This window comes from Nioella aestuarii (assembly GCF_050896395.1).
GTDB lineage: Bacteria > Pseudomonadota > Alphaproteobacteria > Rhodobacterales > Rhodobacteraceae > Nioella > Nioella aestuarii.
This window is the reverse complement of record NZ_JBPBBA010000020.1, coordinates 57,203-70,097: the sequence shown is the minus strand read 5'-3', so window position 1 is coordinate 70,097 and position 12,895 is coordinate 57,203. Positions and strand designations below refer to the sequence as shown.

At 62.8% G+C, this 12,895-nt stretch carries 10 protein-coding genes; 3 read left to right on the top strand and 7 right to left on the bottom strand.

Annotation, left to right across the window (positions count from 1 at the left end; all coding sequences use genetic code 11):
- Window positions 1-174 precede the first annotated feature (174 nt).
- Entirely contained in the window at window positions 175-645 is a 471-nt protein-coding gene (locus ACROHD_RS12530; RefSeq protein WP_432678248.1) for an MOSC domain-containing protein, read from the bottom strand.
- Window positions 646-731: 86 nt separating this feature from the next.
- On the opposite strand from ACROHD_RS12530, the gene ACROHD_RS12525 reads away from it, so the two are divergent.
- The gene (locus tag ACROHD_RS12525) at window positions 732-2,411 is read left to right on the top strand and encodes a DUF6504 family protein (protein ID WP_432678246.1); all 1,680 of its coding nucleotides are present in this window, start codon (window positions 732-734) and stop codon (window positions 2,409-2,411) included.
- Between the two features lie 4 nt (window positions 2,412-2,415).
- On the opposite strand, the gene ACROHD_RS12520 is transcribed toward ACROHD_RS12525, so the two are convergent.
- The 4 genes from ACROHD_RS12520 to ACROHD_RS12505 form a co-directional block, all read right to left on the bottom strand.
- Entirely contained in the window at window positions 2,416-3,390 is a 975-nt protein-coding gene (locus tag ACROHD_RS12520; protein WP_432678245.1) for an ornithine cyclodeaminase family protein, read from the bottom strand.
- Window positions 3,391-3,453: 63 nt separating this feature from the next.
- A complete protein-coding gene (locus tag ACROHD_RS12515; RefSeq protein WP_432678244.1) occupies window positions 3,454-4,305 on the bottom strand; it encodes a universal stress protein in 852 nt (283 codons plus the stop codon).
- 11 nt (window positions 4,306-4,316) lie between these two features.
- Window positions 4,317-5,807, bottom strand: coding sequence for a SulP family inorganic anion transporter (locus tag ACROHD_RS12510; RefSeq protein WP_432678243.1), 1,491 nt, complete (start codon window positions 5,805-5,807; stop codon window positions 4,317-4,319).
- A 122-nt stretch (window positions 5,808-5,929) separates the two neighbouring features.
- Entirely contained in the window at window positions 5,930-7,105 is a 1,176-nt protein-coding gene (locus ACROHD_RS12505; protein WP_432678241.1) for an MFS transporter, read from the bottom strand.
- Window positions 7,106-7,273: 168 nt separating this feature from the next.
- Between ACROHD_RS12505 and ACROHD_RS12500 the strand changes: the two genes are divergently transcribed.
- Window positions 7,274-8,290 (top strand): extracellular solute-binding protein, encoded by a 1,017-nt coding sequence (locus ACROHD_RS12500; protein ID WP_432678239.1) that lies wholly within the window; start codon window positions 7,274-7,276, stop codon window positions 8,288-8,290.
- Window positions 8,291-8,382: 92 nt separating this feature from the next.
- Here ACROHD_RS12500 and ACROHD_RS12495 read toward each other — a convergent pair whose 3' ends face one another.
- The gene (locus ACROHD_RS12495) at window positions 8,383-10,062 is read right to left on the bottom strand and encodes an ABC transporter permease (RefSeq protein ID WP_432678237.1); all 1,680 of its coding nucleotides are present in this window, start codon (window positions 10,060-10,062) and stop codon (window positions 8,383-8,385) included.
- A gap of 44 nt (window positions 10,063-10,106) precedes the next feature.
- Window positions 10,107-10,739, bottom strand: coding sequence for a TetR/AcrR family transcriptional regulator (locus ACROHD_RS12490; protein ID WP_432678235.1), 633 nt, complete (start codon window positions 10,737-10,739; stop codon window positions 10,107-10,109).
- Between the two features lie 110 nt (window positions 10,740-10,849).
- Between ACROHD_RS12490 and ACROHD_RS12485 the strand changes: the two genes are divergently transcribed.
- Complete coding sequence (locus ACROHD_RS12485) at window positions 10,850-12,895, top strand: oxidoreductase (RefSeq protein WP_432678233.1); 2,046 nt, start codon at window positions 10,850-10,852, stop codon at window positions 12,893-12,895.

The window sequence follows — 12,895 nt, the reverse complement described above, 5'->3', positions numbered from 1 at the left end:
ATCTGCCACGGGCAGGTCGCGGCGGGAGCGGCCCTCGTCAAGCCCCTTCGGGGCCCTCCTCGGGCCGCGTTGCCACGGGATCCTGGAAGGGGTCGCATTGCCATTTCAGAGGTCTGCGCCCTTGGAGACGGCAGGGTACCTGCGACCGGGGGATATTTTTCAAAGAAGAAGGGATCAGGGTGCGATCGTGACTGGATCGCCGAGAGTGATCTGACCGGGGCTGAGCACCTTGGCACACCACCCGCCATGGCCGCGCATGGCATTGTATCCACCGAGGCCGAGCGCCGCTTCCATATGCGAACAGGGGGCGCAGGGGCCGGTTATGAGCAGACGGGCACTGCCAATCGCGAGGGTCAGGCCGCGGGTGGCCGAGAGGTTGAGACCGGAAACCACGAGGTTGCGGCGCAGCGTATGGGGATCGACCCTGTCCTGCCCGGCGAGGGCGGCGATGACCGGCAGGTGTTCGGACTGGATCAGCGTCACCGCGCGTTTGCCGGGGCGAGAGTGATCACCTTCAAGACCGTGGTCGAGGATCTCGACCCAGTCCACCGACTGCATATCATCACGCCGCTCAGGGCGCAGGCCGATCCAGTCAAGCCGTCCGGGGCGGGGGAAGCGGGCGGTGAGGCTGGCGAGCGTTTCCATGAGGTTATGGTGGCACAGGGTGGACTCGACTCCTAGCCCTGGTCGCGTTAGATATTGAGAACATATCATGAACATCATGCTGCCACATGACCCGCACATCCCTGCAAAACCCCGATCCCTGCCGGAGGATTCTGTCGTTGTGGTTTCCACGGCTGGCCGCCGAACATGTGCAGCGGCTGGACCGGGGGCTATGCGACAAACCGCTGGCCGTGGTCGAGGAGGTGGGGAATGCGCGGGTGCTGTCCTCGCTCTCGCGGGAGGCGTCGGGGGCAGGATTAACGCTTGGCTTGCCACTTGCCGAGGCGCGGGCGCTTTGCCCTGATCTGCAAACACGGCCCGCAGATCGCCTGCGTGAGGCGGCTTTCCTGACAGTGTTGCGCCGGTGGGCGGGCAAGTTTTCGCCCTGGGTGGCGGAGGAAGGGCGCGAGGGGTTGATGATCGACCTGACGGGGTGCGCACATCTCTTTGGCGGCGAGGCGGGGCTGATCGCGCAGGTCGAGGCCGATTGCGCGGAGCTGCGCCTGACGGTGCGGGCGGGGCTGGCCGATACGGGCGGCGCAGCCTGGGCACTGGCGCGCTATTCCGGTCAGGGCACGGTAAGTGCGCGTAATGGCGATGCCATAGATCAGGAGGCACGTGCGACCCGGTCACGGGCGGGCAAGCGGCGGCACTGGACCAAGGGTGGCGCGGCACCCATACGGACCGTCACAGGGGGGGCGCCACCCATTGCGCCGCCGGGGCAGACGCGGGCCGCTATCGGTGGGCTGCCCATTGCCGCGCTGCGGTTGGACTCCGCGACGGTGGCGGGCTTGAACCGGCTGGGGCTGCACCGGGTCAGCGACCTGCTTGGACCGCCGCGCGCCACGCTGGCCCGTCGTTTTGGGCAGGGGGTGGTGCGGCGGCTGGATCAGGCCCTGGGGCTGGAGCCCGAGCCAATTGCCCCTGCCCGGCCCGAGACCCATTTCGCGCTCCGCCTCAGCCTGCCGGAGCCTATCGGGCTGGAGGAGGATATCCTGGCCGGGATCGACCGGCTGTTGCCGCCATTATGCGAGAAATTGCAAGCCAAGGGCCGTGGCGCCCGACGGGTGCGACTGGACCTATCGCTGGCAGAGGGGCGTATGGAAGCAATCGAGGTGGGGCTGGCGCGCCCAGGGGCAGAGCCCGACCGCATCCGCCCGCTCTTGGCGATGAAACTGGGCGATATCGACCCCGGTTTCGGCATCGACATGCTGCGGCTGGTGGCATCGGTCACCGAACCCGTCCATGCCCGGCAGATCAAGGGTGGCATGGCCGCGACCGAAGAGGCCGCCGCGCGGCAGGGGCGCGATACGGGGCTGGAGGATCTGATGGCCCGGATCGGGGCCCGCGTGGGGTTGGAGGCGATCACCCGCCAGCACCCCGCCGAAAGCCACATCCCGGAAAAGACCTCCAGCACTCTGGCTGCCGCGTGGTCGGAACCGGCAAGGGACTGGCCACGCTGCCCCCGACCCAGGCCCCTGACGCTGTTCCGCCCCGAACCCGTGCAGGCCGAGGACCAACCCGATCTGCCCGGCCAGTTCCGCTGGAGGGGGCGCAGTTTCGTGACGCTTGGCGGCATGGGGCCGGAGCGGATCGCGCCGGAATGGTGGCTGGATGATCCCAACTGGCGCAGCGGCGTGCGCGACTACTGGCGGGTGGAAACCGAAACCGGCGAGCGGCTATGGCTGTTCTACGCCCATGGGGGCGCGGTGTCGGGCGGTTGGTTCTGCCAGGGGGATTTCGGCTGAGCGATTAACCGGACCAACCCACATCCTGCCCCACGCCCGCCTGAACGGCACGCAAGAACGCCAACCGGGAAATGGCGAAGTCACCTATGGCGATGCCCCGAAAGACGAAGGCGCGGCGGGCGTCATCACTGAATTCCCCCGGACCGGTGGTCAGCAGAGTCTTGAGGTCGCCATTTACCAGCGACGGATCGACCAGCTTCTTGGGGCTGGCTTCCTCCTGCACCAGATCATCGACGAACAGCGGACCGAAGGCGCCCATGCTATCCTGCTTCCAGGGCAGGGCAAGGTCGGTGATCGTGGCGAAGGCGCCGGGCTTGACCCAGTCAGCGCTCAGGAACGGCTCGATCGCGTAGTTCAGGGTGACGGAAGTGACGATCAGGTCGGCACCCTCGATGGCGGCACGGGGGTCGTCGAAGACCTCGGCACTCAGCCCCAGCCCCTTCGCCATGTCACAAAGTTTGTCGATATTGGCCTGCCCGCGTCCATAGGCCCGGATCGAAGACAGCGGGAAGAGATCGTTGAAAATCGCCAGATGGCTGCGCGCTTGCACCCCGCAACCGATGAAGGCGATGCTTTGCGAAGCGGGATTGGCCAGCCTGCGTGCAGCCACGGCAGAAAGGCCCGCAGTGCGCACACCGGTGATCCATCCCGCCTCTGCCAGCGCCCGCATCTGCCCAGTTTCGCTATCCTGAATCAGGATTGCGCCATCGATGCCGGGGCGACCCCGGTCGGGGTTGCGGGGGCTGACCATGACCGATTTCACGATGGTCAGGTCTGGTGCGTCGGAGGTCGATAGCGTCGTCATCATGTAGCGCCCGTCAGCGGGCACCACGGCAGATTTCGGTGCAGTCAGAATCTGGCCCGCCGCGTCCTGATGAATCGCCGCTTCGATGGCGTCGACAATCTCGTTGCCCGAGATGCCGAGCCCTTCCAGAACGCTGTCTGACAGCAGCAGAAACCTGTCCGAATTGCCTGACATCGCCTCGTCCTTCCCTGAATTACCCGCAAACGATAGGGGCAATCGGGCGGCGGCGAAAGGGCGTTAACGGAACAGCAGCACTGGCACCTTGCAGGCGCGGATCATCTCGGTCGTGGTGGAACCGATGAAGAGGTTTCGAATGCGGCTATGGCCATAGGCTCCCATGATCAGAAGATCGAAATCATGCGCCTCGGCGCGGTCTGCGATCAGCGTTTCGGGCTGGCCCGGCACGATTTCCGAGGTGACCTCGTATCCTGCACCTTTCAGCAGCGCCGCAGCGCCCTCGATGGCACGTTTCGCCTCGGTGGTTTCGGACCCGACCGTCAGCAGGTGGATGGCGAGCCCCGCGAAAAGTTCCGACCGGGCGATATGGTCCACCGCCTTCAATGCAGAGGTTCCGCCATCAAAAGCCACCAGGAGCTTGCGTACCGGCTGAAAGGCACGCGAGGCGACCAGAACGGGTTTTGAGGATGAACGCACCGCGCGTTCCAGGTTGCTGCCCAGATGCATTGACGCGAAATCGGCGGCCTCTCCGCGTTTGCCCACGATGACCAGATCGGCATCGGCTTCGGATTCGCGCAGGGTTTCGACCAGATCACCCAACCGCAACCGCCCGGTGACCTCGACACCTTCAGAGCCGATCCGGTCCACAGCATCCTCGATGATGGCCTGCCCGCGCTTGCGCGCGAGCTTGGAGCGTTGCGCATCCAGATCGGCCAGTTCATTCAGCAGCGCCGTGCGCGCGCCAAGGCCAATGTTGCCGCTGAGGTTACGGGGATCGGCGCTTTCGTCCCGACGGCCCAGGATGTGGATGACCTCCACCGACCAGCCCTTGCCCTTGGCCACCCATGCGGCGTGGTCGCAGACGCTTTCGGAGTAGATGGAGCCATCCACCAATGCGATGATCTTGCCCATATCCGATCTCCTCAGTGGCTCATCAGGCGGTCCATCGCGCCCGGTTTGTCATGTTCGGCCAGCCGGTCCACGATGGTGGAAGACGCCTCGTTCATGCCCTTGATCTCAACCTCAGCCCCGTCACGGCGGAATTTGAGCACGGCCATGTCCAGTGCCGCAACCGAGGAAATATCCCAGATATGCGCGCGGGTGACGTCAATAATGACATGATCCAGCACTTCGCCATAGTCAAACGCGGCGGCGAACTGGTCGGCCGAAGCGAAGAACAGCTGCCCGTGGATATGATAGGTGCGGGTCTTGCCGTCCTGCGACAGCTCGGACGTGACGGCGAAAAGCTGCGCAATCTTGCCGGCAAAGAAGATGCCCGACAACAGCACACCGGTCAGAACGCCAATGGCAAGGTTGTGGGTGTAGATCGTCACGACCACGGTCGCCAGCATCACGATGGAGGAGCTGCGCGGATGTGTGCGCAGGTCTTTGATCGAGGACCAGCTGAACGTGCCGATCGAAACCATGATCATGATCGCCACCAGTGCCGCCATGGGGATGACTGACACGATGAAGTCGAAGGGTACGACCAGCAGCAGCAGCACGACCCCGGCCACAAAGCACGACAACCGTCCGCGCCCGCCCGATTTCACGTTGATCATGGATTGCCCGATCATGGCACACCCCGCCATACCACCGATGAAACCGGTGCAGAAATTCGCCACACCCTGGCCGATGCATTCCTGGTTCTTGTCCGACGTGGTGTCGGTCAGATCATCGACGATCTGCGCGGTCATGAGGGATTCCAGCAGGCCCACGGCGGCAACAGCGGCCGAATAGGGCAGGATGATCATCAGGGTTTCCAGGTTCAGCGGAATGTCAGGCAGCAGGAAGACCGGGAAGGTATCCGGCAGTTCGCCCATGTCACCCACGGTCCGCAGGTCCATCCCGAAGGTCAGCGCCACCGCGGTCAGGGCGATGATGCAGACCAGTGGTGAGGGAATTGCGGTGGTGATGTAGGGAAAGAGGTAGATGATGGCGAGCCCGGCGGCGACCATCACATATGTCAGCCACGGCACCCCGATAAGCTCCGGCAGTTGTGCCATGAAGATGAGGATCGCCAGGGCGTTGACGAAACCGGTCATGACTGACCGCGACACGAACCGCATGACGGTGCCCAGCTTCAACAGCCCGGCACCCACCTGCAACACACCGGCAAGAATTGTCGCGGCCAGCAGGTATTGCAGCCCGTGGTCGCGTACCAGCGTCACCATCAGAACGGCGGTCGCGGCAGTGGCTGCCGAGATCATGCCGGGCCGTCCGCCCGCAATGGCGGTGATCACCGCGATGGAGAACGAGGCATAGAGCCCTATCTTGGGGTCAACGCCCGCGATGATCGAAAAGGCGATGGCCTCGGGGATCAGCGCCAGCGCCACAACAAGGCCGGAAAGCAGGTCGGCACGGATGTTACCAAGCCATTCGGCCCGCATCCGGGGAAGGAAGTCCGGGGACATGAGGGGAAGTCTCCGTCAGGAATTGTTCGCGTTTGAACGCGGCCATACCTGTCATGGCCCCGGATGGCCACCCGTTTCCCGCCGCAATGCGGCGAAAACCCGTTATGCGCTAACAAAAGGGCTTATCCTGTGCGGTCGGTGCTGAACAGATAGACAACACAGCCAAGCAGGATCATCAGACCGAATAGGCCAAACAGGTGGCTATAGGCCTCGGCCGGCGTTGCGCCGACAGATAGCCGCGCAAAGATCGGCCCGCTTGCAAATTGCATGATCCCCACACCGCCAATGCCAAAGAGGTTCAGCAGCGTCACCCCCCGGCCCACCAGGTGCGGCGGCACAAAACTGCGGCCATGGGCGATGATGACCGGGAAGGTCGCCCCGAAAAAGCCGACGGCAGCCATGACGGCGATAGATCGGATCTCGGACCCATCAGGCCAGGCCCACAGCGCGAGGCAGGACAGGCCCGACACGAGATTGCCGGTGAAGATGACCCATTTGCGGGTTCCAAAGACCCGGTCGAGCGGTCCGTAAAAGAAATTGCCCGCAATCATCGCCAGCCCCATAACCAGCGAGGCGGTGCCAATCTGCCCGATTTCGGCCTGATAGACATCGCCAAGATAGGGTGCGATCCACAGGCCCCTGATGCCTGCGGCGGGGGCGTAGTTCACGAACATGATGGCAAGGATGAACCATAGGGCGGGGATCTTCAGAAGATCGAGCAGCGATCCCTTCTGGCTGTGGTCCGCCTTGGCCGGATTCTTGACAAACACCGCCAGCGCAGCCGCGACCAGCAACGTCACCGCCGCCAGCCCCCACATGGTTTCCCGCCAGCCAAGGGTTTCCACCGCCCAGGCCAGTGGCAGGGCGGCGCCGATATTGCCAAGCGACCCGGTGCCAAGAATGACACCCGCGAAGGTAGCGAACACAGCAGCAGGATAATCGCGCGCAAGGATATAGTAGCTCGCCATCAGAACCGGCGAACAGCCTACCCCGATCAGCATCATCGCCACCGCGACCCAGATCGGCCCCTGTGCCATCGCCATGATTGCCGCGCCACCTGCGCCTCCGATCGCCAGCAGGATCGAAGAGGTCAGCCTCGGCCCGATATGATCCAGCGCCCAACCCACCGGAATCTGCATCGCTGCGAAGACCACGAACCAAAGGCCCGAGGCCATGGCAAGATCTTCGGCGCCCGCGCCGATCTCGACCCCCAGGACCGGGGACAACACCGCCAGGAACGCGCGATAGAACTGGCTGAGCACGTAGGCCAGCACCAGGAAAATCATGCCGGGGGTCATGCTTTCCTCCCTCTCGAAAGCTGGCTCACACTGCATAAAGGTCGGCACGTCTACAACCCGGAATATTTTCTGAGTGTTTTGATTGGGAATACTTGACAGGCGCTGCGGGAATGGTATGCCCTCCGTAATCCGAGTATTTTACTCGACTACCAGATGAGGACTGACAGGATGACCCGCACGATTTCCGCCCTTTTGGCAACCAGCGTTCTGGCCGGCAGTGCCGCAATGGCCTCTGCGCAAGAGCTCAACATTTATTCGTCACGTCACTATGATACGGACGAGGCCCTCTATTCCGGCTTCGAGGAAGCCACCGGTATCACCATCAACCGAATCGAAGGCGATGCAGATGAACTGATGGCGCGGATGCAGGCCGAGGGCCGCAATTCGCCCGCCGATGTCTTCATCACTGTCGATGTTTCTCGCCTGAATCGTGCAGTGGATGCCGGGCTTCTTCAGCCGGTCGACAGCGACGTGCTGGAAACGCGCATTCCCGCCAACCTCCAGGATGCGGAAAACCGTTGGTTCGGATTTTCGCAACGCTCGCGGATTATCTTCTACAACACGGATATGGTGGACACCCCACCCGCGACCTATGCCGATCTGGCCAATCCCGCCTATGAAGGGCTGGTCTGCATCCGGTCCTCGACAAATACCTATAACCAGACCCTCCTGGCCTCGATTATTGCCCATGAGGGCGAAGAGGCCGCCCGCGAATGGGCGGAAGGTGTGGTTCACAACTTTGCCCGCTCGCCGCAGGGGGGCGACACCGACCAGATCCGCGGCGTCGCATCGGGTGAATGCGGAGTGGCCATGTCGAATACCTACTACTATGTCCGCGCCCTGCGCGAGCAGGTAGATGGCGTGACTGAGCATCTGGATGTGATCGGCTTTATCTTCCCCGATCAGGACGGCAACGGCGCGCATATGAATGTCTCGGGGGCAGGCGTCGCAGTCAATGCACCGAACCGGGATGCAGCGGTGGCCTTCCTCGAATACCTCGCCTCGGATGCGGCACAGGTCTACTTCTCTTCCGGCAACAACGAATATCCGGCTGTAGACGGTGTAGAGATGGTCGAAGAGCTCGCCGGTCTGGGCGAGTTCGTAGCCGATGATGTGGAACTATCAGACGTGGCTGCAAACCTTGCCACAGCGCAGCGCATCTTCAACCAGGTCGGTTGGCCGTAAGGTCTGGCAACAGTGATGGTTGTCTGGGGCGTCCGAAAAGGGCGCCCCTTTTGTGTGAGCGCACTAAAAATTTTGGACGAAAATTTTTCCGGTCACTCAATAATCTGCTGATCGGGTATGAACTCGGCTTCGGTCCGATTTTCCCGTCCCAGCCCCCAACACAAAATCATCACCGGCAGCAGCCCCACCAACCCGATCACGAGGCTCGGCACCGCAGCCTCGGCCAGGCGTTCATCCGCCGCCAACCTGTGCGCCTGAACCGCAAGCGTGTCATAATTGAAGGGCCGCATAATCAGCGTCGCGGGCAGTTCCTTCATCACGTCGACAAAAACGATCAGCAGGGCGGTCAGCAGGCTCGGCCGCAGGATCGGCAGGTGCACCCCGCGCAACATGGTCGAGGGCGAACGTCCAAGCGTCCGAGCAACCGCATCGATATTCGGATTGATGGTGGACAGCCCCGCGTCATAGGCCGAAAGCGCAGCCGCCATGAAGCGCACCATATAGGCCATGACCAGCAGCCAGATCGACCCGGTGACCAATAGCCCGGTGGAGATGTCGAACGTTTCGCGCATCCACGCATCCAGCGCATTGTCGAAACCCGCAAAAGGCACGATCAATCCCACGGCAATCACACCGCCCGGCACCGCGTAGCCAAGCCCGGCCAGACCGATTGCCGCCTTGTTGGCCCGGGTCGGACGAAGCCGCGCATTGAAACCAAGGAAGACCGCCGCCGTCACGGTGAACAGCGCCGCGACAGAGGCCAGCGTCAGCGAATTCTGCAGGAAGCCAAGATAGCGGTCGCCAAGGATGATGCCAAAGCTGTCATGCCCCATCCAAATCAGCAGCCAGGCAGGCAAAACAAAGCCCAAAACCACCGGCAGGGCGCAGAAGATCACCGCAAGCGCCGCACGTCCACCGCGCAATACCGGCGGGTCCAGTACCTCGAACCGGCGTCCTGCCCCATGATGACGTTGACCCGCGCGCTGGTGTCTCTCCAGCGCTGCCAGAACCAGCGCGGCCATGAGCAGGCACAAAGCCAGCTGCGCAGCGGCCCCCCGGTCGGCAAAGGAGAACCAGCTTTGATAGATGCCAGTCGCAAAGGTCTGCACGTTAAAATAACTGACAGTGCCGAAATCAGCGATGGTTTCCATGATTGCCAGCAGCACGCCGCCTGCGATGGCAGGTCGGGCAATGGGCAGGCTGACCCGGAAAAACGCGCTCCACGGACCACGGCCCAGGGTGCGGGCGGCCAGATAGGCGGTTGCGCTTTGCTGAAGAAAGGCCGCGCGCGCCAGCAGGTAGACATAAGGATACAGAACCAGCGTCAGCATCATCGCTGCACCCGGCAACGACCGGATTTCCGGGAACCAGTAGTCGCGCGGTCCCCAACCCGTCAGATCGCGAAGGCTGGTTTGCACCCAACCCGGATGGTCAAGGAAATCGGTATAGGCATAGGCCAGCACATAGGCGGGAAAGGCCAGAGGCAGCGCCAGGGCAATCTCCAGAACTCGGCGGCCGGGAAAGCGGGTCATGGTGACGAGCCAAGCGGTTCCGGTTCCAATCACTGCCGTTCCCGCTGCAACGATAGCCACCATGGTCAGCGTTGTGCGCGCATAGCGTGGCAGCACGGTCTGGGCCAGATCCGTTACCGTATCCAGCCCACCAGTCAGCGCCGCCAGCGCCACCGCACCAATCGGCAGCAGGCAAAGACCGGCAGCAACCCAGGCCAGAACGGCCATCCAGTGACCAGAGCTATGACGGCGAAGTTTCATGAGGCAGCATCTAGGCCAATGGGTGCGGAAGGCACAAGCGCGCCTTAGCGTCTGGTACCATGGCGGGCAAAGAATTCGGCGATTTCCGCTTCGCTCGGGGCCTCGCCGGTGAACACCTGCACATAGGGCGGCATCCGTTCCAGACGGTCGGGCACCGATTCTCCCAGGCGCAAGGAGTAATAGCCCACCTGCGTGAAGATCATCGTATTGGCCCGCGTCGCGGCCATTGCGGGGCTCTGCCCATGCCGTTCCAGCATTGCGCACATGGCGGCCAGCCGTGTCGAGTCAGCGGCTTTGACCCGCGCCATCAGCGCCTCGTCATTCTGGGCCCAGTTGCGGATCGCCAGATCAAACCGGGAATCGAACAGATCTTCATCGATCCAGCAATCGAAAAGGTTGAAGATTGCGGCACAGACCGACCCCGCAGGTGCGGCACAGCGGGCCACAAGGTTGCCAGTGTTCTTGGCTTCCCATCGGTCGATAATCGCCTCCAACAGAGCCTCACGATCCGTGAAATGCCAATAAAAGCTTGTCCGTGACAGGCCCAATGCCTTGGCCAGAGGCATGACCTTCACCGCTTCGACTCCACCGTCGATCAGCAGCTGATACCCTGCGTCGATCCACAGATCGGCAGAGCCGCGCCAGCCATGGGACTTGTCGGGTTTCTGGATGGTCATGGCCCGGGTCTAACATGCGCGGCCCAAGGCTCGCAATGAAGCTGCGCATTGAACTTGACACATGTGTCTATTCCTTCAAGCATCGCCCCAATACCACCCGGAGTCCGGCCATGAGCAACGATCCCCTGCTGCAACCCTACCAGCTAAAGCACCTGACCCTGCGCAACCGGATCATGACCACTGCTCATGAACCTGCCTACCCCGAGGACGGAATGCCCAAGGACCGCTACCGCGCTTATCACGTGGAGCGGGCCAAGGGTGGCGTGGCCTTGGCGCTAACCGCTGGATCGGCGGTGGTGTCGCGCGATTCCTCACCCGCCTTCAACAACGTGCTGGCCTATCGCGATGAGGTCGTGCCGTGGATCAAACGGCTGACCGACGGGCTGCACGACCATGGATGTGCTGCGATGATCCAGCTGACGCATCTGGGCCGTCGCACGGGGTGGAGCAAGGGCGACTGGCTGCCCTCCATCGGCCCTACCGATGATCGCGAACCGGCACACCGCTTCTTCCCCAAGATGATGGAGGATTGGGACATCGCCCGAGTGATCCGCGACTATGGCGACGCGGCTGAACGGATGCTGGCGGGCGGCATGGATGGAATCGAGCTGATCGCGCATGGCCACTTGCAGGATCAGTTCTGGTCGCCCCTGACCAACCGGCTGGACGGGCCGTATGGTGCCGATAGCCTGCGGACCCGCCTTCAAATCACGCTGGATATTCTGGCAGAGATCCGCGCACGAGTGGGGGAAGATTTCATCGTCGGCATCCGCCTTGGAGCAGACGAAGCGGAACCGGGCGGCATCACCCCCGAAGAAGGCTTGGAGATCGCGAAGCTCCTGCGCGACACGGGTCAGGTCGATTTCTTCAACGTCAACCGGGGTCGCATCCATACAGATCCGGCGATGACAGACATGATCCCGATTCAGGGGATGCGGTCGGCCCCGCATCTGGACCTTGCCGGATCGATCCGGGCGGAAACCGGGATGCCCACCTTCCACGCGTCGCGCATTCCCGATGTGGCAACCGCGCGTCATGCAGTATCTGCCGGGCTTCTCGACATGGTCGGCATGACCCGCGCCCATATGGCCGACCCGCATATCGTGAAGAAGATCATGGAAGGGCGGGAGGACGATATCCGCCCCTGCGTGGGGGCCACCTATTGCCTCGATCGCATCTATGGCGGGGGCGAGGCGCTGTGCATTCACAACCCCGCCACGGGTCGCGAACTGACCATGCCGCAGGTGATCAAACCCGCCGGCTCCCGCAAGAAGGTGGTTATTGCAGGGGCCGGTCCTGCGGGGTTGGAGGCGGCGCGGGTTTCGGCTGAACGGGGTCACGATGTGATCGTGTTCGAAGCCGCCGACCGCCCCGGCGGGCAGGTGCTGCTGACTGCGCAGAACCCGCGCAAGCGCGAGATGATCGGCATTGTCGACTGGCGCATGGCGCAATGCGCTGCCCGCGATGTGGAGTTTCGGTTCAATACATGGGCCGAGGCCGACGACATCCGTGCTGAGAGACCCGATATCGTGATCGTGGCCACCGGCGGCCTTCCCTCTACCGCGCTTCATGAACAACGGGGCGAAAGCGACCTCTTGGTCAGTGCGTGGGATCTGATCTCGGGCGATGTGCGGCCCGCCGAGAACGTCCTGATCTATGACGAAGCGGGCGACCACCCGGCGCTGATGGCGGCGGAGGTCGCGGCGAATGCCGGGTCGACCGTGGAGATCATGACCCCCGACCGCAGCTTCGCGCCCGAGATCATGGGGATGAACCTCGTCCCCTACATGCGCGCGTTGCAGGACAAGAAGACCACCTTCACCGTCACCCGCCGCCTGCTTGGCGTCCGGCGCGATGGAAATGCGATGGTGGCCACCATCGGCACAGACTACAGCAGCCACAGCCACGAACAGCGCTACGATCAGATCGTCGTTAACTACGGCACACGGCCCCTCGCGGACCTCTATTTCGACCTGCGAGAAGAGTCGCTCAACCGGGGTGAGTTGGATCACGACGCCTTCCTAAACGGTCGACCGCAAGCGATCCGTACAAACCCCGATGGCAGCTTTCAGCTTTTCCGCATCGGCGATGCGGTGTCCTCCAGAAACACCCACGCGGCCATCTATGATGCCCTGCGACTGATGAAGGATCTCTGA